This window comes from Escherichia sp. KS167_9B, from assembly GCF_030295215.1.
Classification (GTDB): domain Bacteria; phylum Pseudomonadota; class Gammaproteobacteria; order Enterobacterales; family Enterobacteriaceae; genus Escherichia; species Escherichia coli_F.
The window spans coordinates 2,963,698-2,989,275 of sequence record NZ_AP025754.1 but is presented as its reverse complement, the minus strand read 5'-3'; the positions used below and the strand labels follow the sequence as shown (position 1 = coordinate 2,989,275).

Sequence of the window (25,578 nt, the reverse complement as noted above, 5' to 3'; positions counted from 1 at the left end):
TTCGCCATGAAACATGACCATTTTGTTGTTCAAAGCCCGGATAAACCTGCACAACAGTTGTTACTGCTTTTCCACGGTGTCGGGGATAACCCGGTAGCGATGGGTGAGATCGGCAGTTGGTTTGCGCCGCTGTTTCCTGATGCACTGGTGGTGAGCGTCGGTGGCGCGGAGCCGAGCGGTAATCCGGCGGGGCGTCAGTGGTTTTCGGTGCAGGGTATTACGGAAGATAATCGCCAGGCGCGTGTGGATGCCATCATGCCGACGTTTATTGAGACGGTGCGCTACTGGCAGAAACAGAGCGGAGTAGGGGCAAACGCCACGGCGCTAATCGGTTTCTCACAAGGCGCGATTATGGCGCTGGAGAGCATTAAAGCCGAACCGGGTCTTGCTTCGCGCGTCATTGCCTTTAACGGACGTTACGCCAGCTTGCCGGAAAACGCGTCTACAGCCACGACAATTCACTTGATTCATGGCGGTGAAGATCCGGTTATCGATCTGGCGCATGCGGTTGCGGCGCAGGAAGCGTTAATCAGTGCCGGTGGTGACGTGACGCTGGATATTGTGGAGGATTTAGGCCATGCAATCGACAATCGCAGTATGCAATTTGCCCTGGATCACTTGCGTTATACCATACCGAAACATTATTTCGACGAAGCGCTAAGTGGTGGCAAACCTGGCGATGATGATGTAATTGAAATGATGCAATAATAGCCTGGTAGGCCTGATAAGACGCGTGAGCGTCGCATCAGGCATCGTTCACCATTGCCGGATGCGGCATTAACGCCTTATCCGGCCACTTAGCTTACTTCTTCGGTTGATCCTTTTTCGGCCAATCGTCGTCATCGTCCCACTTATCGTTGAAATCACGATGCGGGGGAAGCTCCGGCTTGTTGGCGAGAAATTTCTTATGGTCGACGCGCTTGAGATCTTTAATCACGTTCAGCAGGACGCCAACCAAAAAGACAATCACCAGAATCCACCAATATTTAGCCAGCCAGTCCATGCTTATTTCCTCTTGCAGAACCACTCATCAGGCGACGAGCTGTTCCATGATACGTTGATACATACGGGCAAGTAGCTGCAGGTCGGCAGCGTTCACACATTCATTAATTTTATGAATAGTGGCATTGACCGGCCCGAGTTCCACCACCTGCGCCCCCATGCGGGCAATAAAGCGCCCGTCGGACGTTCCGCCTGTGGTCAGTAGCTGCGGTTTAATTTCATTATAGTGCTCAACCGCGTTAACGACCGCATCCACCAGTTTACCGCGCGCGGTCAAAAATGGCTGCCCGGAAAGCCACCAATCCACCGTATAACGCAGTTGATGTTTTTCAAGCAGGGCAAGCACCTGCGCTTTGATCATCTCATCCGTCAGTTCGGTGCTAAAGCGGAAGTTAAACTGCACAAACAGTTCACCCGGAATAACGTTGTTACTGCCCGTTCCCGCCTGAATATTGGCAATCTGCATACTGGTCGCCGGGAAGAATTCATTACCCTGATCCCACTCAATAGCCACTAATTCATTAAGGAAAGGTGCTGCGCGATGTACCGGATTGTCAGCCAGATGCGGGTAGGCTACATGCCCCTGCACGCCATGAATGGTAAGGTTGCAGGTTAACGATCCGCGACGACCATTTTTCACCACGTCACCAACCACTTCGATGCTCGATGGTTCGCCGACCAGGCAGTAATCGAGACGCTCATTACGCGCCATTAACGCTTCGACGACTTTTACCGTACCGTTGTGGGCACTGGCTTCTTCATCAGAAGTGATCAGGAATGCCAGTCGACCTGTATGGTTGGGATGTTGCGCGACAAAACGTTCTGCTGCTACCACCATCGCCGCCAGTGAGCCTTTCATATCTGCCGCACCACGCCCGAACAACATGCCGTCACGAATGGTTGGTTCAAACGGCGGATTAATCCAACGGTCGGCGTCGCCAGGCGGTACCACGTCGGTATGTCCGGCAAAGGCTAACGTTTCGCCCTGCCCACGCCACGCCCAAAAGTTTTGCGTATCGGCAAAGTCCATGCGTTCAACGGTAAAACCGATCGCCTGCAAACGTTCAATCAACAAAGCCTGGCATCCTGCGTCATCAGGACTCAGGGAAGGGCGGCGAATAAGCTGCTGGGTCAGCTCAATAACCGGGCACGACATAGACTACACCTCATGGAAAAATTGCTGATAACTGGAATCACTGAAACCCAGCAGCATAGGCTTCCCGGGCGCACAGAGCAATGGGCGTTTGATAATTGCAGGCATTTCAGTCATTAATGCCGCCGCAGAGGCCGCATCGGTGATTTTATTGCGGGTGGTTTCGTCCAGTTTACGCCAGGTTGTACCACGGGTGTTGAGTAACGCTTCCCAGCCTAATTCGTTGATAAAACCGTTCAATAATTCGCTGTCCAGCCCATCGACGCGGTAATCATGAAAACGATCGTCGATGTTATTGGCTTCCAGCCAACGGCGAGCCTTTTTAATGGTGTCACAATTTTTGATGCCGTAAAGTGTAACCATAATGAATCCTTTTTCGATTTATGAGAATAAATACTCATTTAAGAGTGAAAACATTTTGCCTGCAAATGATTATCAGGAAATATAACATTATCGAAGTATTCAAATTAACAACTATTAAATAATATTAAACATTTTTAACGTAAACATTAAGAATATTCATCTTGTTATCTGTCTGTATTTTAACCAGAATTAAATAAGTATTAGATGCCGTATGAATATCTCGAAATGTTGCTGTGTATCACATACAAATCATCACCGCAGGACCATAGTATTTACATAAGGTTTGTCCCCCGGAGGTAGTCATCGCAGCAATCGAGTAAATTAGCTTCACCACGGTATATTGTTTCCGTAGAATACCCATAATTATAAGAGAGGTTGTTATGATTGAACGTGAACTGGGGAACTGGAAAGACTTTATCGAAGTTATGCTTCGTAAGTAATTCCTGAGACAAAGTACAAACAGAAAGTACCTGCTGAACAGGTTCTTTATCGGAAAGTTGAAAAAGGCGACACATTAGTATGTCGCCTTTTTAATTGCTTATTCCGGGCGTGGCTTCAGCGGGAAGCGGCGGCGCACCAGCACAAAGAACAGCGGCACGAAGTAAATAGCCAGAATCGTGGCCGAAATCATCCCGCCCATTACGCCAGTACCCACCGCATGCTGGCCACCGGAACCGGCCCCCGTGCTGGTTGCCATTGGCAATACGCCGAAGATAAAGGCCAGAGAGGTCATCAGAATCGGACGTAAACGCTGACGGCAGGCGTGGAGCGTCGCTTCAAACAGGTCGTGGCCTTTTTGGTTCATCTCGTTAGCAAACTCGACGATCAGGATGGCGTTTTTCGCCGATAAACCAATGACCGTTAACAGGCCTACCTGGAAGTAAACGTCGTTTTCCAGCCCGCGCAGCCAGGTTGCCAGCAGCGCGCCGATAACGCCCAGCGGCACGACCAGCATTACCGAGAACGGCACTGACCAGCTTTCATACAGCGCCGCCAGACACAGGAATACCACCAGCAATGAAATGGCATACAGCGCCGGAGCCTGCGCGCCGGAAAGCCGCTCCTGATACGACATCGCCGTCCACTCCAGACCAAAGCCGTTTGGCAGCTGCTTCACTAACGATTCCATAATATCCATCGCCGTACCGGTGCTGACCCCCGGCGCGGCTTCCCCGACAATCTCTACCGCTGAATAACCGTTATAGCGTTCCAGACGCGGCGAGCCTGTTTCCCAGCGTGAGGTCGCGAAAGCAGAGAAGGGGACCATGCCACCATCTTTATTTCGTACATACCAGAGATTGATGTCATCTGGCAGCATGCGATATGGCGCAGCGGCCTGCACATAGACTTTCTTCACGCGACCGCGATCCATAAAGTCATTCACATAGCTCGAACCCCACGCGGTTTGCAGCGTGTCGTTAATATCGTCGATAGCAACGCCCAGCGCCTGAGCTTTACGCTGATCGATATCAATCTGCAACTGCGGACTGTCGTCGAGGCCGTTATGGCGTACACGGGTTAACTCCGGATTTTCCGCCGCCAGAGCCAGCAACTGGTTACGTGCTGCCATCAGCGCATCGTGACCCGCACCAGCGTGGTCCTGCAACTCCATATCAAAACCCGCAGAACTGCCAAGGCCGCTAATTGCTGGCGGGCTGCTGGCGATAACGCGAGCTTCTTTAATCTTATTAAATTCCTTCGTTGCTCGTTCGATAATGGCAAACGAGGTGCCGGTCTTACTGTCGCGTTCGCTCCAGTCTTTCAGGCGGATAAACATTCGTGCCACGTTTTGCCCGTTCCCCCCGGGGCCAGAACCAACGGTGGCAAACACCGACATGATATTGTCTTTTTCATGGGTGAAGTAATACTTCTCGATTTGCTCAACGACTTTCAGGGTCTGTTGCTGAGTTAAACCGCTGGGTAATTGCACCGAGGTAGTGAACATGCCACGGTCTTCCAGTGGCAAGAACGACGTCGGCAAACGCAGGAACAGGAACACCATGCCGCCAAGCAGCAGGACATAAATCACAATCCAGCGCAGGCTACGGTGGAGAATTTTCGCTACCCCTTTTTCGTAGCGTTCGGCGTTACGATTAAACATCTGGTTAAACCAGGCAAAAAAGCCTTTTTGCCCGTGATGCTCACCTTTTTTCAGCGGCTTAAGTAGCGTGGCGCACAGAGCCGGAGTGAGGATCATCGCTACCAGTACTGACAGCACCATCGCCGCAACAATGGTAATAGAGAACTGGCGATAGATAGCTCCGGTGGTGCCACCGAAGAAGGCCATTGGCACAAATACCGCCGACAGCACCATCGCAATCCCGACCAGTGCCCCCTGGATCTGCCCCATCGATTTACGTGTGGCTTCGCGAGGAGTGAGTCCTTCCTCACTCATAATACGTTCGACGTTTTCCACCACCACGATGGCGTCATCCACCAGCAGACCGATCGCCAGCACCATCGCGAACATGGTTAAGGTGTTGACGCTGTAACCGAAGGCGTAAAGTACGGAGAAGGTTCCCATCAACACCACCGGCACGGCGATAGTTGGTATCAGCGTGGCACGGAAGTTTTGCAAGAACAGATACATAACGAGGAAAACCAGGGCGATAGCTTCCAGCAGCGTTTTCACCACGTCTTCAATGGAGGCTTTAACAAATGAGGTGGTTTCATATGCCACCTTGTATTCCAGTCCATGTGGGAAGTACTGCGCCAGTTCGTCGAGACGATTGAGTACCAGCTCCGCTGTTGCCATTTCGTTCGCGCCGGAGGCCAGTTTTACCCCCAGCCCGGAGGCTGGCTTACCGTTGAAGCGGCTGAGATAATCGTATTTCTCTGCCCCCATTTCGACGGTGGCGACATCGCCCAGCCTTACTTCTGAGCCGTCCTGATTCACCCGTAAGGTGATATCGCGGAACTGTTCTGGTGTTTGCAGCAGTGACTGGGCGTTAATGGTGGCGTTGAGCGCCTGCTTATCGACGGAAGGCGTACCACCAAGTTGCCCAACCGCAATCTGCGCGTTCTGTGACTCAATGGCATCAGTGACATCTTTAGCCGTCATCTGAAAACTGTTGAGTTTCGCCGGGTCCAGCCAGATACGCATTGAATATTGCGAACCATAGGCATCGATATCCCCGACGCCATTCACGCGGCTTAATGGGTCCTGAATATTACTGGCAACGTAATCGGCAATATCTTGCTTATCCATCGAACCATCGGTAGAGACGAAGGCAATGGTAAGAATGTTGGTATCGCCGGTTTTACGCACCGTCACGCCCTGATTTTGCACCGCCTGCGGCAACTTTCGCATGGCTGATTGCAGCTGGTTTTGTACTTGCTGCACTGCTTCGTCCGGATCGGTGCCCGCTTTAAAACTTAAGGTGACAGATGCCTGACCGGTGCCACTGCTTTGAGACGACATATACATGAGATTATCGAGGCCGGTCATATTTTGCTCGATAACCTGGGTCACGGTGTTTTCCAGCGTCTGAGCCGATGCGCCGGGATAGTTAGCGGTTACTCGCACATTAGGCGGTGCAAGATCGGGGTATTGTTCAACGGGCAATGAGAAAATCGCCAGGGTTCCTGTCAGACACAACAGGATTGCCAGCACCCAGGCAAAAATGGGGCGATCAATAAAGAAATTCGCCATTAAAAGAGGACCTCGTGTTTCTGCGTATTGTTGTTGGCATGCCTTGCTTCACTGTAGCGGCAAGGTACGGACCAATCGTGGAGAAAAAAAGGAGTTAATGTAAATTATCATGCCCTTTTATACTGAACCTTAAGTGCAAGTATTCTTTGGTCAGTAGGTGGCATTACATTAGCTGGCTTTCCTCACCCTCCGCAGAGCGAAAGCTAATACTCACTAACGTGCCGCCACCGGAAGGTTGTGAAAAAGTCAGCGTTCCACCCAGTCGTTCCGCGCGTTCGCGCATAATATTCAGACCATAGTGACCTTCGGGTTCTTTCGGTTCTCCGATGCCAATCCCGTTATCACGGATATAGACTGTGTGATTGCCGTCCGGCGCGGTGACGCAGCTGACGGCTATTTCGCTGGCGTTGGCGTGCTTCATCGCATTGAGTACCGCTTCGCGAATAATTTGCAACAAATGCACCTGCATTTGCGCATCCAGCGCCAGTGTTGGCAGACGGCAGTCGAGAGTCAGTTTTGCGCTGGTTTGATTTTGTAACGTATCCAGCATTTCCCGCAACGCGGAGGGAAGATCCGCTTGCTGCAGCGTCAGGCGGAACGTGGTCAACAGCTCGCGTAACTGTCGATAAGCATCATTCAATGCCTGGGAGAAATCGGCCATGATATTTTGTGCGGTGGCGTTATCTTCCGGTATCGAACGTTTAAGTAACGTCAACTGGATACGTAAGTAAGAAAGCACCTGGGCCAGCGAATCATGTAATTCCCGTGCGATGGTGGCACGTTCTTCCATCAACAGTAACTGCTGAAAATGCTTCTGCGCCTGATTAAAGTACAAACCGCGTCCCAGCATCGACGAAACGCTGTTAAGCAGCGGTTCTGATGATGACACGTGGCTATTTTGCCAGTGCAGTTCGCCGTAAACCGTCTCTTGCATCGTTACCGGTAAAATCTGCATCGGCAATTCGGGGTTTGGTTTCCCTTCACTAATCCGCCAGTTTTCACCGACATTCAACTCCAGATATTCAGCCGCTTCATTGTCGCGAACAATCTGCAAAATATGGCGGAAACAATGCACATCTATCTGGCTGGTGTTCAGCGCCTGCGAACACTGATACAACACTTCCAGGCGACGCTTGGCCTCGTGGAGATCACGGGTTTTTTCTTCTACTGACGCTTCCAGCGAACGATACAATTTATGCAGCTCGCTCGACATCTGGTTAAAGGTTTTGGCCAACAGTCCCAGCTCATTGGGCAGACTGGTATCCAGCGGCGGCGAATCGAACTGGCCGTGTTCAATACGCTGACTGGCGGTAACCAGCTGATTCAGCGGGGCAACCACCTGATGGCGTATGCGGCGCAAAGTAAAAAAGACCAGCGTGAAAATACCGATGCCGCCAGCCAGGGAAATCGCCACCACCAGCAGCATTTTGCGTTCAGCGTAGTGCTGTAAAGCCAGCACGAACAGGTCTATCTGATTAACATAATTATTAATATTGGCCTGATACCACGGCAAGTCGCCCTTGCTGAGCCGATTATTCATCTCCAGCCAGTTGGCATTCAGATGCGCATAGCGAGTTTTTACTGCCTCTGGCACATACCAGACGTTGAGATTGGTTAATACCGGTGAATGCAGTGCCTGCTGAAATAACTGGCGATGTGCATTGAGTTGTGGACTGCCACTTTGCAAGTCGTAGCCCAGGCGGTAACTCTGCATACGCAGCGATCCGGCAATATTGATAGCCTCAGCGTCGCGCAAACTGCTCGCCAGAGTTAGCAGTGCGGTACCCGTGGAAAGAATCGACAGCAGCACAATGTAAAAAAAGGCCCGGGCCAAACTGGCCGAGACGGGGCGTTTAACAATCACACGCGTCTTCTCCACATAAAATCATTAATGTTCCAGTTTGCTGAAATGCAATTTAGTCAGTGATGGGATTATTTGATCTGCCACAGTTTATAGCGAAATAGTGACTTATTCTGGGCACATGAACATTGCCGATTCCCCTGTAAGTCGGGTAATAACAACACTCATATAAAGAATAAGGTTTTTACAACCAAAAAAGAAGGTCGTTATGAATCGTTTTATTATGGCCAACAGTCAGCAATGTCTGGGTTGTCATGCTTGTGAAATCGCCTGCGTCATGGCTCACAATGATGAGCAACATGTCCTGAGCCAACACCATTTTCATCCCCGAATTACGGTTATCAAACATCAGCAGCAACGTAGTGCGGTGACCTGTCACCATTGCGAAGATGCGCCCTGTGCCCGTAGTTGCCCTAATGGCGCGATCAGCCATGTTGATGACAGCATTCAGGTCAATCAGCAAAAGTGTATTGGCTGTAAATCCTGCGTGGTAGCTTGTCCATTTGGTACGATGCAAATCGTCCTGACACCCGTCGCGGCAGGCAAAGTTAAAGCCACGGCGCATAAATGCGACCTTTGTGCAGGTCGCGAAAGCGGTCCTGCCTGTGTCGAGAATTGTCCGGCGGACGCTCTGCAACTGGTCACTGACGCCGCACTCTCCGGCATAGCGAAATCTCGCCGCCTGCGCACCGCACGTCAGGAGCATCAACCGTGGCATGCCAGTACTGGGGCACCAGAAATGCCGGCGATGAGTAAAGTCGAGCAAATGCAGGCAACCCCCGCACGAGGCGAGCCGGATAAACTGGCGATTGAAGCGCGCAAAACTGGTTTTGATGAAATTTATCTGCCATTTCGCGCCGACCAGGCACAACGGGAAGCCTCGCGTTGCCTGAAGTGCGGCGAGCACAGCGTTTGTGAATGGACCTGCCCTCTGCATAACCACATTCCACAGTGGATAGAGCTGGTGAAAGCCGGAAATATCGACGCCGCCGTCGAGCTTTCTCACCAGACCAACACCCTGCCAGAAATTACCGGACGCGTTTGTCCGCAAGACCGTCTGTGCGAAGGAGCCTGCACCATTCGCGATGAGCACGGAGCGGTAACTATCGGCAACATCGAACGCTACATTTCGGATCAGGCGTTGGCGAAAGGTTGGCGTCCTGACTTAAGCCATGTCACCAAAGTGGATAAGCGGGTGGCGATTATCGGTGCAGGTCCGGCAGGGCTAGCCTGTGCGGATGTTCTGATCCGCAATGGCGTGGAGGTGACGGTGTACGATCGCCATCCAGAAATCGGTGGCCTGCTCACCTTCGGCATTCCTTCTTTCAAACTGGATAAGTCCCTGCTGGCGCGTCGCCGGGAAATCTTCAGCGCGATGGGGATTCACTTCGAACTCAATTGTGAAGTGGGTAAAGATGTCTCTTTGGATTCGCTTTTGGAACAATACGACGCGGTCTTCGTTGGCGTAGGCACTTACCGTTCCATGAAAGCGGGTTTACCTAATGAAGATGCGCCGGGCGTTTATGACGCGCTGCCATTCCTCATCGCCAATACTAAACAGGTGATGGGACTTGAAGAGTTACCTGAAGAGCCGTTTATCAATACCGCCGGACTCAATGTCGTGGTACTGGGCGGTGGCGACACCGCGATGGACTGTGTGCGTACCGCGCTGCGCCATGGCGCGAGTAACGTCACCTGTGCCTATCGTCGTGATGAAGCTAACATGCCTGGCTCGAAGAAGGAGGTGAAGAACGCCCGCGAAGAGGGGGCAAACTTCGAATTTAACGTCCAGCCGGTGGCGCTTGAGCTGAATGAGCAAGGTCATGTTTGCGGAATTCGTTTCCTGCGTACGCGTCTTGGCGAGCCGGATGCCCAGGGGCGTCGGCGTCCGGTGCCGGTGGAAGGCAGTGAGTTTGTGATGCCAGCAGACGCGGTGATTATGGCGTTTGGCTTCAATCCGCACGGGATGCCGTGGCTGGAGTCGCACGGTGTAACGGTAGACAAATGGGGCCGCATCATCGCGGATGTGGAAAGCCAGTACCGTTATCAGACCACGAATCCGAAAATCTTCGCAGGTGGCGATGCCGTGCGTGGTGCGGATCTGGTGGTTACCGCAATGGCAGAAGGACGTCATGCGGCACAGGGGATTATTGACTGGCTGGGGGTAAAATCAGTCAAATCTCACTGATAGCCTGCGCAGACAAAACTGACTTCACAGCGTAAGATAATTGTTCATTTCGCGCTGTGGAGTCGGTATGACGCAACAAATCACCCTCATTAAAGACAAAATTCTCTCCGATAACTATTTCACCCTGCACAACATTACTTACGATCTCACGCGAAAAGATGGCGAAGTTATCCGCCATAAACGTGAAGTTTATGATCGCGGTAATGGTGCGACGATCCTCCTGTACAACGCGAAGAAAAAGACCGTCGTTCTGATTCGTCAGTTCCGCGTCGCTACCTGGGTTAATGGCAATGACAGCGGGCAGTTGATTGAAACCTGCGCCGGGCTGCTGGATAACGACGAACCGGAAGTGTGTATTCGCAAAGAAGCGATTGAAGAGACGGGGTATGAAGTTGGCGAAGTCCGCAAATTATTTGAACTGTATATGTCGCCAGGCGGTGTGACTGAGCTAATCCACTTTTTTATCGCCGAATACAGTGACAGCCAGCGCGCTAATGCGGGCGGTGGTGTCGAAGATGAAGATATTGAAGTACTCGAGCTGCCGTTCAGCCAGGCGCTGGAGATGATCAAAACCGGCGAGATACGTGACGGTAAGACGGTGTTATTGCTTAACTATTTGCAAATGTCACATTTAATGGACTGAAAAATAACAATAATATTTCGTTGTTTATTATTGGCTCAATCCGATAAATCCGATTGAGCCGCGCTACCTGCGCAACGAAGATACGACTTGTGCTGTTTGTTTGAACTTCTGGGGTCGTACCGTCCATGCGCTATCGCATTTTTCTTCTCTTTTTTTTCGCTTTATTGCCGACGTCTTTGGTGTGGGCGGCACCAGCGCAACGGGCATTTTCCGACTGGCAGGTCACCTGTAATAATCAAAATTTCTGTGTGGCGCGCAATACGGGCAATCATAACGGACTGGTGATGACCCTGAGCCGCAGCGCCGGGGCGCGTACCGATGCCGTTTTACGTATTGAGCGCGGCGGGTTGAAGTCGCCGGATGCGTCAGAAGGGGAGATAGCGCCACGGCTGCTGTTAGATGGCGAGCCGTTGGCGTTAAGTGGTGACAAGTGGCGGATTTCACCATGGTTATTAGTAACCGATGATACGACAACCATCACCGCGTTTTTGCAGATGATTCAGGAAGGGAAAGCGATCACCTTACGCGACGGCGATCAGACCATTTCACTGAGTGGCTTAAAAGCAGCGTTGTTGTTTATTGATGCCCAGCAAAAGCGCCTCGGCAGTGAAACTGCGTGGATCAAGAAAGGGGACGAACCGCCGCTCAGCGTACCGCCAGCGCCTGCGCTAAAAGAGGTCGCGGTAGTGAACCCGACGCCGACCCCACTTTCTCGTGAAGAACGTAACGATTTGCTGGATTACGGTAACTGGCGGATGAATGGTCTGCGCTGTTCGCTTGATCCGTTGCGTCGTGAAGTGAATGTGACTGCGCTGACCGACGATAAAGCATTAATGATGATTAGCTGTGAAGCAGGCGCGTATAACACCATTGATCTTGCGTGGATTGTGTCGCGTAAAAAGCCACTGGCCTCGCGCCCGGTACGGTTGCGTTTACCGTTCAACAACGGTCAGGAGACCAATGAACTGGAACTGATGAACGCAACATTCGATGAAAAATCGCGTGAACTGGTGACCTTAGCGAAAGGGCGCGGATTAAGCGATTGTGGCATTCAGGCGCGCTGGCGCTTTGACGGTCAGCGTTTTCGCCTGGTGCGTTACGCTGCAGAACCCACCTGCGATAACTGGCATGGACCAGACGCCTGGCCCACGTTGTGGATCACCCGTTAAACATAATAGCGGGAACATGTCAGCCTGATAAGACGCGTCAGGCCGGATAAGACGCGGTAGGCCGGATAAGACGCGTCAGCGTCGCATCCGGCAATCAGCATCCGGCAATCAGCATCCGGCGATCACCATCAGGCACCTTTCACTCCCAGTACCTTATGCGCTTTTGCCACAATATTCTCGGCGGTAAAGCCAAAGAACGGGAACAGCTTATCCGCAGGAGCAGATTCCCCATAACCCGTCATCCCGACAATTGCCCCTTTCAGACCAACATATTTGTACCAGTAATCGGCGATGCCTGCTTCCACCGCCACGCGAGCCGCAACGTTAGAAGGCAACACAGACTCCCGATATTCCTCATCCTGGGCGTCGAAAATATCGGTCGAGGGCAGGGAAACTACGCGTACATTGCGACCTTCTCCCGCTAATTTCTCCGCTGCTTGCAAGGTGATTTCCATCTCTGAACCAGTGGCAATCAAAATAATATCCGGCTTGCCGCCGCTGTCTTTCAACACATAACCACCGCGGGCAATCTCTTTTACCTGATCTGGCGTACGTTCCACCTGGGCCAGATTCTGTCTTGAGAGGATCAGCGCCGTCGGCCCGTTGTGACGCTCGACCGCCAGCTTCCAGCCCACCGCAGCTTCCACCTGATCACACGGTCGCCAGGTGCTGAAATTCGGCGTTAAGCGCAGACTTGCAAGTTGTTCAACCGCCTGGTGCGTCGGACCATCCTCCCCCAGACCAATTGAGTCGTGGGTATAAACCATAATTTGCCGCGCTTTCATCAGTGCCGCCATCCGCGCGGCGTTACGGGCGTATTCAACAAACATCAGGAACGTCGCGGTATACGGCACAAAGCCGCCGTGGTGCGCGATGCCGTTGGCGATGGCGGTCATGCCAAATTCACGTACCCCGTAGTGAATATAATTCCCCGCTGGATCTTCCTTCAGCGACACAGAACCTTTCCAGATGGTGAGGTTGCTGGGAGCCAGATCCGCCGAACCGCCAAGCAGTTCAGGCAGCATGGGCCCGTAAGCGTTAAGCGTATTTTGCGAAGCCTTACGAGTAGCGATTTTCGCCGGATTCGCCTGCAACTCATTGATATATTTCTGCGTCGTTTTTTCCCAGTCTTTTGGTAAACCACCGCTCATCCGGCGAGTAAACTCTTCTGCCAGTTGCGGATGAGCCTTTTTATACGCGGCAAACTTCTCATTCCAGCTCTGCTGTGCTTTTTCGCCTTTTTCGCGAGCGTCCCAGGCGTGATAAATCTCTTTGGGGATCTCAAATGGCGGATGATGCCAGCCCAGTTTTTGCCGTGCCAATGCCACTTCTTCTTCCCCCAGTGGTGCGCCATGCGCCTCTTCCTTACCTGCTTTATTCGGCGAACCAAAGCCAATCACCGTACGGCAGATAATCAACGACGGCTTATCTTTTACGCTTTGCGCTTCAAGAATCGCTTCCTTCACCGCCTGCGGATCGTGACCGTCGATTTCATGGATCACATGCCAGTGATAGGCTTCAAAACGTTTTGCCGTATCGTCGGTAAACCAGCCTTCGGTTTCACCGTCGATGGAAATACCATTGTGATCGTAAAAACCAATCAGCTTGCCCAGCCCCAGCGTGCCCGCCAGCGAACAGACTTCGTGAGAAATACCTTCCATCAGGCAGCCGTCGCCCATAAACACATAGGTGAAGTGATCGATAATTTCATGATCCGGCTGGTTAAACTGCGCCGCTAGTGTACGTTCTGCTATCGCCAGTCCGACCGCGTTCGCCAAACCTTGTCCAAGTGGACCGGTGGTGGTTTCAACACCAGGCGTATAGCCAATCTCCGGGTGACCAGGGGTTTTCGAATGCAACTGACGGAAGTTCTTCAGCTCTTCCAGCGGCAGGTCGTAACCGGTCAGATGAAGCAAACTGTAGAGCAGCATCGACGCGTGACCGTTGGAGAGAATAAAGCGGTCGCGATCATACCAGGTTGGATCGGTGGGGTTATGTTTAAGAAAATCGTTCCACAGCACTTCGGCAATATCAGCCATGCCCATCGGCGCGCCGGGATGACCAGAATTGGCTTTTTGTACCGCATCCATACTGAGCGCGCGAATCGCATTGGCAAGGTCTTTTCGGGACATATAACACTCCGTGGCTGGTTTATAGTTTGACGGCAAGAAGATCTTCCAGTTTGCGTTGATCAACGGCGAACAGGCGGATGCCTTCAGAGAGTTTTTCTACCGCCATTGCATCCTGATTGTGCTCCCAACGGAACTCCGCTTCGCTCATCGGGGCTGGGCGTGGGAACGTCTGAGAAGGCGGGATTAATTTACGCACTACTGGAGAAACTTTTTCCTGCAGCTCCTTCAGCAAATTCGGCGCAATAGTCAGTCGATCGCAGCCGGTTAAGGCGAGGATTTGTTCGGTGCGACGGAAGCTCGCGCCCATTACAATGGTTTCGTAGTGGTGTTGCTTATAGTAGTCGTAGATATTGCGCACTGACTTAACGCCCGGATCTTCTTCCACCACATACGGGTCCATCGGCTTACGCGCCTGATACCAGTCATAAATACGCCCGACAAACGGCGAAATCAGAAAAACGCCTGCTTCTGCACAGGCCCGCGCCTGAGCAAAAGAAAACAGTAGCGTCAGGTTGCAGTTAATACCTTCTTTTTCCAGTTCTTCTGCCGCGCGAATTCCTTCCCAGGTTGAAGCCAGCTTGATCAGAATACGTGATTTCTCAACGCCTTGTTGCTGATACAAGTCCACCAAATGGCGCGCCTTCTCAATACTTTTTTCTTTATCAAAAGAGAGGCGTGCATCAACTTCTGTTGACACGCGACCGGGTACGATTTTGAGAATTTCAGTACCGAAATTGACCGCCAGTTTGTCACATGCAGCGACCACCTGTTGTTCCTGGGTCTTGCCATTTTTTTTACCCCAGGCGATAGCATCGTCTATTAAATGCTCATATTGTGATAATCCGGCAGCCTTGAGTAACAGCGAAGGATTGGTGGTGGCATCCTGGGGATGATAATGGCGAATGGACTCAATATCGCCGCTGTCTGCCACGACAGTGGTGAACTGTTTGATGCCGTCTAACTCGTTCATAGGAAATACTCCTTGAAAAGTAAAGTGTTAGATGAGTGCGTTAATTCACACTTCTGAGAAATTTCGCTAAACGCATCAAAAAAGCATAGCAGACAGGCATGGTATTGCTGGATTAAGCAGGTAACATCAGTGTTATAGGATTATTACCAAAACATTATATTAATGGTGAGAGTTTGGACTTGCTCAAAGTCTGTAGACTCCGGCAAGGTAATAATGTGCGCCACGTTGTGGGCAGGGGCTGTTGCCCACACACTTTATTTGTGAACGTTACGTGAAAGGAACAACCAAATGGATGACCAGTTAAAACAAAGTGCACTTGATTTCCATGAATTTCCAGTTCCAGGGAAAATCCAGGTTTCTCCAACCAAGCCTCTGGCAACGCAGCGCGATCTGGCGCTGGCCTACTCACCAGGCGTTGCCGCACCTTGTCTAGAAATCGAAAAAGACCCGTTAAAAGCCTACAAATATACCGCTCGTGGTAACCTGGTGGCGGTGATCTCTAACGGTACGGCGGTGCTGGGGTTAGGCAACATTGGCGCGCTGGCAGGCAAACCGGTGATGGAAGGCAAGGGCGTTCTGTTTAAGAAATTCGCCGGGATTGATGTATTTGACATTGAAGTTGATGAACTTGACCCGGACAAATTTATTGAAGTTGTCGCTGCGCTCGAACCGACCTTCGGCGGCATCAACCTCGAAGACATTAAAGCGCCAGAATGTTTCTATATTGAACAGAAACTGCGCGAGCGGATGAATATTCCAGTATTCCACGACGATCAGCACGGCACGGCAATTATCAGCACTGCAGCCATCCTCAACGGATTGCGCGTGGTGGAGAAAAACATCTCCGACGTGCGGATGGTGGTTTCCGGCGCGGGTGCAGCAGCAATTGCCTGTATGAACCTGCTGGTGGCGCTGGGGCTGCAAAAACATAACATCGTGGTTTGTGATTCAAAAGGCGTTATCTATCAGGGCCGTGAGCCAAATATGGCGGAAACCAAAGCCGCATATGCGGTGGTAGATGACGGCAAACGTACCCTCGATGATGTAATTGAAGGCGCGGATATTTTCCTGGGCTGTTCCGGCCCGAAAGTGCTGACCCAGGAAATGGTTAAGAAAATGGCTCGTGCGCCGATGATCCTGGCGCTTGCGAACCCGGAACCAGAAATTCTGCCGCCGCTGGCGAAAGAAGTGCGTCCGGATGCCATCATCTGTACCGGCCGTTCCGACTACCCGAACCAGGTTAATAACGTGCTTTGCTTCCCATTCATCTTCCGTGGCGCGTTGGACGTTGGTGCAACAGCCATCAACGAGGAAATGAAACTGGCGGCGGTACGCGCGATTGCAGAACTGGCCCATGCGGAACAGAGCGAAGTCGTTGCTTCGGCGTATGGCGATCAAGATCTGAGCTTCGGCCCGGAATACATCATTCCAAAACCGTTTGATCCGCGTTTGATCGTTAAGATCGCTCCTGCGGTCGCTAAAGCGGCGATGGAGTCGGGCGTGGCGACGCGTCCGATTGCTGATTTCGACGTCTACATCGACAAGCTGACTGAGTTCGTTTACAAAACCAACCTGTTTATGAAGCCGATTTTCTCCCAGGCCCGCAAAGCGCCGAAGCGCGTTGTTTTACCGGAAGGGGAAGAGGCACGCGTTCTGCATGCTACTCAGGAACTGGTGACGCTGGGACTGGCGAAACCGATCCTTATCGGTCGTCCGAACGTGATCGAAATGCGCATTCAAAAACTGGGCTTGCAGATCAAAGCGGGCGTTGATTTTGAGATCGTCAATAACGAATCCGATCCGCGTTTTAAAGAATACTGGACCGAATACTTCCAGATCATGAAGCGCCGTGGTGTAACTCAGGAGCAGGCACAGCGGGCACTGATCAGTAACCCGACAGTGATCGGCGCGATCATGGTTCAGCGTGGCGAAGCCGATGCAATGATTTGCGGTACGGTGGGCGATTATCATGAACACTTCAGCGTGGTGAAAAATGTCTTTGGTTATCGCGATGGCGTTCACACCGCAGGCGCAATGAACGCGCTGCTATTGCCGAGTGGTAACACTTTTATTGCCGATACCTACGTCAATGACGAGCCAGACGCAGAAGAGTTGGCGGAGATCACCTTGATGGCGGCAGAAACTGTTCGTCGTTTTGGTATTGAGCCGCGTGTGGCTCTGTTGTCACACTCCAACTTTGGTTCTTCTGACTGCCCGTCGTCGAGCAAAATGCGTCAAGCGCTGGAACTGGTCAGGGAGCGTGCGCCAGAACTGATGATTGATGGTGAAATGCACGGCGATGCAGCGCTGGTGGAAGCGATTCGCAGCGATCGTATGCCGGACAGCCCTTTGAAAGGTTCCGCCAATATTCTGGTGATGCCGAACATGGAAGCTGCCCGTATTAGTTACAACTTACTGCGCGTTTCCAGCTCGGAAGGTGTGACTGTCGGTCCGGTGCTGATGGGTGTGGCGAAACCGGTTCACGTGTTAACACCAATCGCATCCGTACGTCGTATCGTCAACATGGTGGCGCTGGCCGTGGTTGAAGCGCAAACCCAACCGCTGTAATTCATTCTTAACTCTCACGCTTACCCTGAATATTCAGGGTAAGCGGTTTTACTGCAATATATTAGTAAAGCTTATTACTAAGTTTTCGAGTAATAAAAAAGCAGCATATAAACTATCTCGATATTATTTTATTTATATTCATGCGTTGCATATGAAAGTTTATGCATCACAGTAAATATCTCTCCATTCTTAGTGATCTACCTCACCTTTTAAACGCGCTTGCCGAATTTTGTTATTTACTCTGACGAAAAATTGTCACGATACACGCAAGTTTTTCACAGGCGGCGACTCATGGATAAAGAACGCATCATTCAGGAATTTGTGCCCGGCAAACAGGTCACACTGGCGCATCTCATCGCGCATCCCGGCGAGGAACTGGCGAAGAAAATCGGCGTTCCGGATGCGGGCGCAATCGGCATTATGACGCTAACACCCGGCGAAACGGCGATGATCGCCGGTGATTTAGCGCTGAAAGCCGCCGATGTGCATATCGGTTTTCTCGACCGTTTTAGCGGCGCGCTGGTGATTTATGGCTCGGTGGGTGCAGTAGAAGAAGCGTTATCACAAACCGTCAGTGGTTTAGGTCGCTTATTAAATTATACGCTGTGTGAAATGACCAAAAGTTAATACGAGGCATTCATGAAACGAATTGCGTTTGTGGGTACCGTCGGGGCAGGAAAAACAACGTTATTTAATGCGTTGCAGGGGAATTATACCCTCGCCAGAAAAACACAGGCCGTGGAATTTAATGATAAGGGCGATATTGATACGCCGGGTGAATATTTTAGCCATCCCCGCTGGTATCACGCCTTAATTACCACGCTACAGGATGTGGACATGCTGATTTATGTCCACGGCGCGAATGACCCGGAAAGCCGATTGCCTGCCGGGTTGCTGGATATTGGTGCCAGCAAACGGCAAATCGCCGTCATCAGTAAAACGGACATGCCGGATGCTGACGTCGCAGCAACGCGAAAGTTATTGCTTGAAACTGGTTTTGAAGAGCCGATTTTCGAGCTAAACAGCCACGACCCGCAAAGCGTGCAGCAACTGGTGAATTATCTGGCATCTCTCACCGAACAGGAGGAAGCAGGTGAAAAAACTCATCACAGCGAATGATATTCGTGAAGCACATGCGCGCGGCGAACAGGCAATGTCTGTGGTTCTGCGCGCCAGCATTATTACCCCGGAAGCCCGCGAAGTGGCGGACTTGTTGGGGTTTACCATCACCGAATGCACTGAATCGACGCCAGTAGCGGCATCTGTTCCCGTCAGCGTGCCTGCCGATAAAACTGAAAGCCAGCGTATCCGCGAAACCATCATCGCCCAGCTGCCGGAAGGCCAGTTTACCGAAAGCCTGGTCGCGCAGCTGATGGAAAAAGTGATGAAGGAAAAACAGTCGCTGGAGCAGGGGGCAATGCAGCCGAGTTTTAAATCGGTGACCGGCAAAGGCGGCATCAAAGTTATTGATGGCAGCAGCGTGAAGTTTGGTCGTTTCGATGGCGCGGAACCGCACTGCGTAGGCTTGACTGATCTCGTGACCGGAGACGACGGCAGCAGCATGGCCGCCGGTTTTATGCAGTGGGAGAACGCCTTCTTCCCGTGGACCCTGAACTACGACGAAATCGACATGGTACTGGAAGGGGAGCTTCATGTTCGCCATGAAGGCGAAACCATGATCGCTAAAGCAGGCGACATGATGTTTATCCCGAAAGGTTCCAGCATCGAATTTGGTACGACATCCAGTGTGAAATTCCTGTATGTCGCCTGGCCGGCTAACTGGCAATCCCTATGAAAGATTTCATCACCGAAGCATGGCTAAGAGCGAACCATACGCTCAGCGAAGGCGCAGAGATCCATCTCCCTGCGGACAGTCGCCTGACGCCCTCTGCCCGGGAGTTACTGGAAAGCCGCCATCTGCGCATCAAGTTTATTGACGAGCAGGGCCGCCTGTTTGTTGACGATGAACAGCAGCAGCTACAGCCCGTTCACGTGCTGACCAGTAGTGATGAACATCCGCAGGCGTGCTGCGAACTGTGTCACCAGCCAGTGGCGAAAAAGCCGGACACGCTGACTCACCTGTCGGCGGAAAAAATGGTCGCCAAAAGCGATCCGCGCCTGGGTTTTCGCGCTGTTCTCGACAGCACCATTGCGCTGGTAGTGTGGCTGCAAATTGAGCTGACAGAACCGTGGCAGCCGTGGCTGGCGGATATCCGTTCGCGTCTTGGCAACATTATGCGTGCCGATGTGTTGGGCGAACCGATGGGCTGCCAGGCGATTGTCGGGTTTTCTGACGAAGATCTGCATCGACTTTCTCACCAGCCACTGCGTTATCTCGACCACGATCATCTGGTGCCGGAAGCCAGCCACGGACGCGATGCGGCGTTGCTGAATCTGCTACGCACCAAAGTGCGGGAAACCGAAACCGTCGCGGCGCAGGTGTTTATTACCCGTAGTTTTGAAGTATTACGCCCGGACATCTTGCAGGCGCTGAACCGCCTTTCCAGCACGGTTTACGTGATGATGATTTTGAGCGTAACGAAGCAGCCGCTAACGGTGAAGCAGATCCAACAACGACTGGGGGAAACGCAATGATTATTGAACGTTGTCGTGAACTGGCGTTGCGAGCGCCCGCCAGAGTGGTTTTTCCTGATGCGTTAGACCAACGCGTGCTGAAAGCTGCGCAATATTTACATCAACAAGGTCTGGCAACGCCCATTCTGGTCGCCAATCCGTTTGAACTTCGTCAGTTTGCGCTCAGTCACGGCGTGGCGATGGACGGGCTACAGGTGATAGATCCGCATGGCAACCTCGCAATGCGGGAAGAATTTGCTCTCCGCTGGCTGGCCCGTGCGGGCGAAAAAACGCCGCCGGATGCGCTGGAAAAACTCACCGATCCGCTGATGTTCGCTGCCGCAATGGTCAGCGCCGGGACAGCGGATGTCTGTATCGCGGGCAATCTCTCTTCCACGGCAAATGTGCTGCGTGCCGGATTACGCATTATTGGCTTACAGCCAGGCTGTAAAACGCTCTCCTCCATTTTCCTGATGCTGCCACAGTACAGTGGCCCCGCGTTGGGCTTTGCCGATTGCAGCGTAGTGCCACAGCCGACGGCGGCACAACTGGCGGATATCGCGCTTGCCAGCGCCGAAACCTGGCGAGCCATCACCGGAGAAGAGCCGCGCGTGGCGATGTTGTCGTTCTCCAGTAACGGCAGCGCCCGTCACCCCTGCGTTGCCAACGTGCAGCAAGCGACAGAAATCGTCCGTGAGCGCGCACCGCAGCTGGTCGTCGATGGCGAGTTGCAGTTTGACGCCGCCTTTGTGCCAGAAGTGGCGGCGCAAAAAGCGCCAGCCAGCCCGCTACAGGGCAAAGCCAATGTGATGGTTTTTCCGTCGCTGGAGGCGGGAAATATTGGCTACAAAATCGCACAACGACTTGGCGGATATCGTGCCGTCGGGCCATTGATACAAGGACTTGCCGCGCCGATGCACGATCTCTCTCGTGGTTGTAGCGTGCAGGAAATTATCGAGCTGGCGCTGGTGGCAGCTGTGCCGCGTCAGACAGAAGTGAACCGCGAAAGCAGTTTACAAACACTGGTTGAATGAACGGTCCCGTTCTGGACCCTGATAAAGAGGAAAGCACAATGGAAGCATTAGGAATGATCGAAACCCGGGGCCTGGTTGCACTGATTGAGGCTTCTGATGCGATGGTGAAAGCTGCGCGCGTCAAACTGGTTGGTGTTAAGCAGATTGGTGGCGGCCTGTGTACTGCCATGGTTCGCGGTGATGTTGCAGCCTGTAAAGCCGCGACCGATGCCGGTGCCGCAGCGGCACAGCGTATCGGTGAACTGGTATCCGTACATGTTATTCCGCGTCCGCACGGCGATCTGGAAGAGGTCTTCCCGATCGGCCTGAAAGGCGATAGCAGCAACCTGTAATCACCCTGTGTGACGTCGATCCGGGCGTCACGCTCTCTCCGTTTTCTTTTACCTTCCGCGGAGGGTAAGGAGAGCTTTTACCTGAAATACGCCACGGAGGCGGGTATGAAACTGGCAGTCGTCACAGGACAAATTGTTTGTACCGTACGCCATCACGGACTGGCGCATGACAAATTGCTGATGGTGGAAATGATTGATCCACAAGGTAATCCTGATGGGCAATGTGCTGTCGCCATCGACAATATTGGCGCGGGAACCGGGGAGTGGGTGTTGCTGGTGAGTGGCAGTTCCGCCCGCCAGGCGCATAAAAGCGAAACGTCACCGGTCGATCTGTGCGTAATTGGCATTGTCGATGAGGTGGTCTCTGGCGGTCAGGTAATTTTCCACAAATAAGGCAGAACATCATGAATCAACAGGATATTGAACAGGTGGTGAAAGCGGTACTGCTGAAAATGCAAAGCAGTGACACGTCGCCCGCCGCCGTTCATGAGATGGGCGTTTTTGCTTCCCTGGATGACGCCGTTGCGGCGGCCAAAATTGCCCAGCAAGGGTTAAAAAGCGTGGCAATGCGCCAGTTAGCCATTGCTGCTATTCGTGAAGCAGGCGAAAAACACGCCAGAGATTTAGCGGAACTTGCCGTCAGTGAAACGGGTATGGGCCGCGTAGAAGATAAATTTGCCAAAAACGTCGCTCAGGCACGCGGTACGCCAGGCGTTGAGTGCCTCTCTCCACAGGTGCTGACCGGTGACAACGGCCTGACTTTAATTGAAAACGCGCCCTGGGGCGTGGTGGCTTCGGTGACGCCTTCCACTAACCCGGCGGCAACCGTAATTAATAACGCCATCAGCCTGATTGCCGCGGGCAACAGCGTCATTTTTGCCCCGCATCCGGCGGCGAAAAAAGTCTCTCAACGGGCTATTACGTTGCTCAACCAGGCGATTGTTGCCGCAGGCGGGCCGGAAAACTTACTGGTTACTGTGGCAAATCCAGATATCGAAACCGCGCAACGCTTATTCAAGTTTCCGGGCATCGGTCTGTTGGTGGTGACCGGCGGCGAAGCGGTGGTGGAAGCGGCGCGCAAACACACCAATAAACGTCTGATTGCCGCAGGTGCTGGCAACCCGCCGGTGGTGGTGGATGAAACCGCCGACCTCGCCCGTGCCGCTCAGTCTATCGTCAAAGGCGCTTCTTTCGATAACAACATCATTTGTGCCGATGAAAAGGTACTGATTGTTGTTGATAGCGTAGCCGATGAACTGATGCGTCTGATGGAAGGCCAGCACGCGGTGAAACTGACCGCAGAACAGGCGCAGCGACTGCAACCGGTGTTGCTGAAAAATATCGACGAGCGCGGAAAAGGCACCGTCAGCCGTGACTGGGTGGGGCGCGATGCGGCGAAAATCGCGGCGGCAATCGGCCTGAACGTGCCGCAAGAAACGCGCTTGCTGTTTGTAGAAACCACCGAAGAACATCCGTTTGCCGTAACCGAATTGATGATGCCGGTGCTGCCGGTCGTGCGCGTCGCCAACGTGGAGGATGCCATTGCGCTGGCGGTGAAACTGGAAGGCGGTTGCCACCACACGGCGGCAATGCACTCGCGCAATATCGAGAACATGAACCAAATGGCGAACGCCATTGATACCAGTATTTTCGTTAAGAACGGACCGTGCATTGCCGGGCTGGGGCTGGGCGGGGAAGGCTGGACCACGATGACCATCACTACGCCAACCGGTGAAGGGGTAACCAGCGCGCGTACGTTTGTCCGTCTGCGTCGCTGTGTATTAGTCGATGCGTTTCGCATTGTTTAAGGAGTAACCGATGGCGCACGACGAACAATGGCTTACCCCGCGGCTGCAAACGGCGGCAACGCTGTGTAACCAGACGCCCGCCGCGTCGGAATCTCCGCTGTGGCTGGGGGTGGATCTGGGCACCTGCGATGTGGTGTCGATGGTTGTCGACGGCGACGGTCAGCCGGTGGCGGTATGCCTCGACTGGGCCGATGTGGTCCGCGACGGCATCGTCTGGGATTTCTTCGGTGCTGTCACCATTGTTCGTCGCCATCTCGATACCCTTGAGCAGCAATTTGGTCGCCGTTTTAGCCATGCGGCGACCTCATTTCCTCCTGGTACGGACCCGCGTATTTCCATCAACGTGCTGGAGTCTGCCGGGCTGGAAGTGAGCCATGTGCTGGATGAGCCAACCGCAGTCGCGGATCTACTGCAACTGGATAACGCAGGCGTAGTGGATATTGGCGGCGGCACTACCGGAATTGCCATCGTGAAAAAGGGCAAGGTGACTTATTCAGCGGATGAAGCGACCGGCGGACATCACATTTCTCTGACTCTCGCCGGAAATCGCCGTATTTCGCTGGGAGAGGCAGAGCAGTACAAGCGCGGTCACGGTGACGAGATTTGGCCTGCGGTGAAGCCGGTGTACGAAAAAATGGCGGACATTGTTGCCCGACATATTGAAGGGCAGGGCATTACTGATTTATGGCTGGCGGGCGGCTCCTGTATGCAACCGGGCGTGGCGGAACTGTTTTGCAAACAATTCCCGGCGTTACAGGTGCATCTACCGCAGCACAGTTTGTTTATGACCCCGCTGGCGATCGCCAGTAGCGGGCGAGAGAAAGCGGAGGGGATCTATGCAAAATGAATTGCAGACCGCGCTCTTTCAGGCGTTCGATACCCTGAATCTGCAACGGGTAAAAACATTTAGCGTTCCACCGGTGACGCTTTGCGGCCCGGGCGCGGTGAGCAGTTGCGGACAGCAAGCACAAACGCGTGGGCTGAAACATCTGTTCGTGATGGCAGACAGCTTTTTGCATCAGGCGGGGATGACCGCCGGGCTGACGCGCAGTCTGGCCGTTAAAGGCATCGCCATGACGCTCTGGCCATGTCCGGTGGGCGAACCGTGCATCACTGACGTGTGTGCCGCCGTGGCGCAACTGCGCGAATCAGGCTGTGACGGGGTGATCGCGTTTGGCGGTGGCTCGGTGCTGGATGCGGCAAAAGCCGTTGCGTTGCTGGTGACGAACCCCGACAGCACGCTGGCAGAAATGTCAGAAACCAGCATTCTGCAACCGCGTCTGCCGCTGATTGCCATTCCAACTACCGCCGGAACCGGCTCTGAAACCACCAATGTAACGGTGATTATCGACGCGGTGAGCGGGCGCAAGCAGGTGTTAGCACATGCCTCGTTGATGCCGGATGTGGCGATTCTCGATGCCGCGCTGACCGAAGGTGTGCCGTCGCATGTCACGGCAATGACCGGTATCGACGCGTTAACTCATGCCATTGAAGCGTACAGCGCGCTGAACGCTACACCGTTTACCGACAGTCTGGCGATTGGTGCCATTGCGATGATTGGCAAATCACTGCCGAAAGCAGTGGGCTACGGTCACGACCTTGCCGCGCGCGAGAGTATGTTGCTGGCTTCATGCATGGCGGGAATGGCATTTTCCAGTGCCGGACTTGGGTTATGTCACGCGATGGCGCATCAGCCGGGGGCGGCGCTGCATATTCCGCACGGACTGGCGAACGCCATGCTGCTGCCCACGGTGATGGAGTTTAACCGGATGGTCTGTCGCGAACGCTTTAGTCAGATTGGTCGGGCGCTGCGAACTAAAAAATCCGACGATCGTGATGCTATTAACGCGGTAAGTGAGCTGATTGCGGAAGTCGGGATTGGTAAACGACTGGGCGATGTTGGTGCGGCATCTGCGCATTACGGCGCATGGGCGCAGGCCGCGCTGGAAGATATTTGTCTGCGCAGCAACCCGCGTACCGCCAGCCTGGAGCAGATTGTCGGCTTGTACGCAGCGGCGCAATAAATGCCGGATGCGACGCTTGTCGCGTCTTATCCGGCCTACAGGATTGCACATGTAGGGCGGATAAGGCGTTCACGCCGCATCCGCCAATAAATAACAACTAACAGG

At 53.0% G+C, this 25,578-nt stretch carries 23 protein-coding genes; 16 read left to right on the top strand and 7 right to left on the bottom strand.

Annotation, left to right across the window (positions count from 1 at the left end):
• Positions 1–6 precede the first annotated feature (6 nt).
• A complete protein-coding gene (gene ypfH, locus QUE34_RS14940; RefSeq protein ID WP_032303522.1) occupies positions 7–708 on the top strand; it encodes an esterase in 702 nt (233 codons plus the stop codon).
• A 94-nt stretch (positions 709–802) separates the two neighbouring features.
• Here the strand turns inward: ypfH and QUE34_RS14935 are convergent, their stop codons facing one another.
• The 3 genes from QUE34_RS14935 to QUE34_RS14925 are packed head-to-tail and all read right to left on the bottom strand — an operon-like array spanning position 803 to position 2,518.
• Positions 803–1,003 carry a YpfN family protein gene (locus QUE34_RS14935; protein WP_000383836.1) on the bottom strand — a complete coding sequence of 67 codons (201 nt, stop codon included), beginning with the start codon at positions 1,001–1,003 and terminating at the stop codon, positions 803–805.
• A gap of 27 nt (positions 1,004–1,030) precedes the next feature.
• Positions 1,031–2,158: a succinyl-diaminopimelate desuccinylase gene (gene dapE / locus QUE34_RS14930; RefSeq protein WP_001277801.1), complete on the bottom strand. Its 1,128-nt coding sequence runs from the start codon at positions 2,156–2,158 to the stop codon at positions 1,031–1,033.
• Between the two features lie 3 nt (positions 2,159–2,161).
• Positions 2,162–2,518 carry an ArsC family reductase gene (locus tag QUE34_RS14925; RefSeq protein WP_105268363.1) on the bottom strand — a complete coding sequence of 119 codons (357 nt, stop codon included), beginning with the start codon at positions 2,516–2,518 and terminating at the stop codon, positions 2,162–2,164.
• A gap of 380 nt (positions 2,519–2,898) precedes the next feature.
• Between QUE34_RS14925 and ypfM the strand changes: the two genes are divergently transcribed.
• On the top strand, positions 2,899–2,958 hold the full coding sequence (gene ypfM, locus QUE34_RS14920; RefSeq protein WP_001386977.1) for a protein YpfM: 60 nt from the start codon (positions 2,899–2,901) through the stop codon (positions 2,956–2,958).
• A 98-nt stretch (positions 2,959–3,056) separates the two neighbouring features.
• Here the strand turns inward: ypfM and acrD are convergent, their stop codons facing one another.
• Positions 3,057–6,170, bottom strand: coding sequence for a multidrug efflux RND transporter permease AcrD (gene acrD, locus QUE34_RS14915; protein WP_286338845.1), 3,114 nt, complete (start codon positions 6,168–6,170; stop codon positions 3,057–3,059).
• A 163-nt stretch (positions 6,171–6,333) separates the two neighbouring features.
• The gene (gene narQ, locus QUE34_RS14910) at positions 6,334–8,034 is read right to left on the bottom strand and encodes a nitrate/nitrite two-component system sensor histidine kinase NarQ (RefSeq protein ID WP_032303519.1); all 1,701 of its coding nucleotides are present in this window, start codon (positions 8,032–8,034) and stop codon (positions 6,334–6,336) included.
• Between the two features lie 205 nt (positions 8,035–8,239).
• Here narQ and aegA point away from each other — a divergent pair, with 205 nt between their 5' ends.
• The 3 genes from aegA to QUE34_RS14895 all read left to right on the top strand — a co-directional run bounded on the left by aegA (position 8,240) and on the right by QUE34_RS14895 (position 12,031).
• Positions 8,240–10,219, top strand: a complete 1,980-nt coding sequence (aegA, locus tag QUE34_RS14905; protein ID WP_032303518.1) for a formate-dependent uric acid utilization protein AegA — start codon at positions 8,240–8,242, stop codon at positions 10,217–10,219.
• Between the two features lie 67 nt (positions 10,220–10,286).
• Positions 10,287–10,862, top strand: a complete 576-nt coding sequence (gene nudK, locus QUE34_RS14900; RefSeq protein WP_032303517.1) for a GDP-mannose pyrophosphatase NudK — start codon at positions 10,287–10,289, stop codon at positions 10,860–10,862.
• 125 nt (positions 10,863–10,987) lie between these two features.
• On the top strand, positions 10,988–12,031 hold the full coding sequence (locus tag QUE34_RS14895) for a DUF1176 domain-containing protein (RefSeq protein ID WP_032303516.1): 1,044 nt from the start codon (positions 10,988–10,990) through the stop codon (positions 12,029–12,031).
• Positions 12,032–12,159: 128 nt separating this feature from the next.
• Here the strand turns inward: QUE34_RS14895 and tkt are convergent, their stop codons facing one another.
• Together tkt and tal are read right to left on the bottom strand one after the other, a co-directional pair.
• A complete protein-coding gene (tkt, locus tag QUE34_RS14890; protein ID WP_032184853.1) occupies positions 12,160–14,163 on the bottom strand; it encodes a transketolase in 2,004 nt (667 codons plus the stop codon).
• A gap of 19 nt (positions 14,164–14,182) precedes the next feature.
• Positions 14,183–15,133, bottom strand: coding sequence for a transaldolase (gene tal / locus QUE34_RS14885; protein ID WP_001003725.1), 951 nt, complete (start codon positions 15,131–15,133; stop codon positions 14,183–14,185).
• A 288-nt stretch (positions 15,134–15,421) separates the two neighbouring features.
• Between tal and maeB the strand changes: the two genes are divergently transcribed.
• The 11 genes from maeB (at position 15,422) to eutG (ending at position 25,473) form a co-directional block, all read left to right on the top strand.
• Positions 15,422–17,701: an NADP-dependent oxaloacetate-decarboxylating malate dehydrogenase gene (gene maeB, locus QUE34_RS14880; protein ID WP_000342645.1), complete on the top strand. Its 2,280-nt coding sequence runs from the start codon at positions 15,422–15,424 to the stop codon at positions 17,699–17,701.
• A gap of 291 nt (positions 17,702–17,992) precedes the next feature.
• The gene (eutS, locus tag QUE34_RS14875) at positions 17,993–18,328 is read left to right on the top strand and encodes an ethanolamine utilization microcompartment protein EutS (protein WP_000356956.1); all 336 of its coding nucleotides are present in this window, start codon (positions 17,993–17,995) and stop codon (positions 18,326–18,328) included.
• Positions 18,329–18,340: 12 nt separating this feature from the next.
• Entirely contained in the window at positions 18,341–18,820 is a 480-nt protein-coding gene (gene eutP / locus QUE34_RS14870; protein WP_032184851.1) for an ethanolamine utilization acetate kinase EutP, read from the top strand.
• Entirely contained in the window at positions 18,795–19,496 is a 702-nt protein-coding gene (eutQ, locus tag QUE34_RS14865) for an ethanolamine utilization acetate kinase EutQ (protein ID WP_105268364.1), read from the top strand. The genes eutP and eutQ overlap by 26 nt, the downstream gene beginning before the upstream one ends.
• The gene (eutT, locus tag QUE34_RS14860; RefSeq protein WP_032303513.1) at positions 19,493–20,296 is read left to right on the top strand and encodes an ethanolamine utilization cob(I)yrinic acid a,c-diamide adenosyltransferase EutT; all 804 of its coding nucleotides are present in this window, start codon (positions 19,493–19,495) and stop codon (positions 20,294–20,296) included. The genes eutQ and eutT overlap by 4 nt, the downstream gene beginning before the upstream one ends.
• The gene (pta, locus tag QUE34_RS14855) at positions 20,293–21,309 is read left to right on the top strand and encodes a phosphate acetyltransferase (RefSeq protein WP_000582996.1); all 1,017 of its coding nucleotides are present in this window, start codon (positions 20,293–20,295) and stop codon (positions 21,307–21,309) included. The genes eutT and pta overlap by 4 nt, the downstream gene beginning before the upstream one ends.
• A 38-nt stretch (positions 21,310–21,347) precedes the next feature.
• Positions 21,348–21,641, top strand: a complete 294-nt coding sequence (eutM, locus tag QUE34_RS14850; protein WP_000387713.1) for an ethanolamine utilization microcompartment protein EutM — start codon at positions 21,348–21,350, stop codon at positions 21,639–21,641.
• Positions 21,642–21,746: 105 nt separating this feature from the next.
• Positions 21,747–22,034, top strand: a complete 288-nt coding sequence (gene eutN, locus QUE34_RS14845) for an ethanolamine utilization microcompartment protein EutN (protein ID WP_000762196.1) — start codon at positions 21,747–21,749, stop codon at positions 22,032–22,034.
• 11 nt (positions 22,035–22,045) lie between these two features.
• Positions 22,046–23,449, top strand: a complete 1,404-nt coding sequence (locus tag QUE34_RS14840; RefSeq protein ID WP_032303511.1) for an aldehyde dehydrogenase family protein — start codon at positions 22,046–22,048, stop codon at positions 23,447–23,449.
• Between the two features lie 10 nt (positions 23,450–23,459).
• On the top strand, positions 23,460–24,296 hold the full coding sequence (eutJ, locus tag QUE34_RS14835) for an ethanolamine utilization protein EutJ (RefSeq protein ID WP_032303510.1): 837 nt from the start codon (positions 23,460–23,462) through the stop codon (positions 24,294–24,296).
• Positions 24,286–25,473 (top strand): ethanolamine utilization ethanol dehydrogenase EutG, encoded by a 1,188-nt coding sequence (gene eutG / locus QUE34_RS14830; protein ID WP_105268365.1) that lies wholly within the window; start codon positions 24,286–24,288, stop codon positions 25,471–25,473. Before eutJ ends, eutG begins: the two co-directional genes overlap by 11 nt.
• The last annotated feature ends 105 nt before the right edge of the window (positions 25,474–25,578 follow it).

Bases quoted from the DNA above. Each gene is read 5' to 3' on its own strand.
- pta (WP_000582996.1), top strand. From the start codon at position 20,293: ATGATTATTGAACGTTGTCGTGAACTGGCGTTGCGAGCGCCCGCCAGA.
- eutG (WP_105268365.1), top strand. From the start codon at position 24,286: ATGCAAAATGAATTGCAGACCGCGCTCTTTCAGGCGTTCGATACCCTG.
- aegA (WP_032303518.1), top strand. From the start codon at position 8,240: ATGAATCGTTTTATTATGGCCAACAGTCAGCAATGTCTGGGTTGTCAT.
- QUE34_RS14935 (WP_000383836.1), bottom strand. From the start codon at position 1,003: ATGGACTGGCTGGCTAAATATTGGTGGATTCTGGTGATTGTCTTTTTG.
- acrD (WP_286338845.1), bottom strand. From the start codon at position 6,170: ATGGCGAATTTCTTTATTGATCGCCCCATTTTTGCCTGGGTGCTGGCA.
- QUE34_RS14925 (WP_105268363.1), bottom strand. From the start codon at position 2,518: ATGGTTACACTTTACGGCATCAAAAATTGTGACACCATTAAAAAGGCT.
- dapE (WP_001277801.1), bottom strand. From the start codon at position 2,158: ATGTCGTGCCCGGTTATTGAGCTGACCCAGCAGCTTATTCGCCGCCCT.
- eutN (WP_000762196.1), top strand. From the start codon at position 21,747: ATGAAACTGGCAGTCGTCACAGGACAAATTGTTTGTACCGTACGCCAT.
- tal (WP_001003725.1), bottom strand. From the start codon at position 15,133: ATGAACGAGTTAGACGGCATCAAACAGTTCACCACTGTCGTGGCAGAC.
- eutJ (WP_032303510.1), top strand. From the start codon at position 23,460: ATGGCGCACGACGAACAATGGCTTACCCCGCGGCTGCAAACGGCGGCA.
- QUE34_RS14840 (WP_032303511.1), top strand. From the start codon at position 22,046: ATGAATCAACAGGATATTGAACAGGTGGTGAAAGCGGTACTGCTGAAA.
- eutS (WP_000356956.1), top strand. From the start codon at position 17,993: ATGGATAAAGAACGCATCATTCAGGAATTTGTGCCCGGCAAACAGGTC.
- eutP (WP_032184851.1), top strand. From the start codon at position 18,341: ATGAAACGAATTGCGTTTGTGGGTACCGTCGGGGCAGGAAAAACAACG.
- tkt (WP_032184853.1), bottom strand. From the start codon at position 14,163: ATGTCCCGAAAAGACCTTGCCAATGCGATTCGCGCGCTCAGTATGGAT.
- eutM (WP_000387713.1), top strand. From the start codon at position 21,348: ATGGAAGCATTAGGAATGATCGAAACCCGGGGCCTGGTTGCACTGATT.
- maeB (WP_000342645.1), top strand. From the start codon at position 15,422: ATGGATGACCAGTTAAAACAAAGTGCACTTGATTTCCATGAATTTCCA.
- ypfH (WP_032303522.1), top strand. From the start codon at position 7: ATGAAACATGACCATTTTGTTGTTCAAAGCCCGGATAAACCTGCACAA.
- nudK (WP_032303517.1), top strand. From the start codon at position 10,287: ATGACGCAACAAATCACCCTCATTAAAGACAAAATTCTCTCCGATAAC.
- QUE34_RS14895 (WP_032303516.1), top strand. From the start codon at position 10,988: ATGCGCTATCGCATTTTTCTTCTCTTTTTTTTCGCTTTATTGCCGACG.
- eutT (WP_032303513.1), top strand. From the start codon at position 19,493: ATGAAAGATTTCATCACCGAAGCATGGCTAAGAGCGAACCATACGCTC.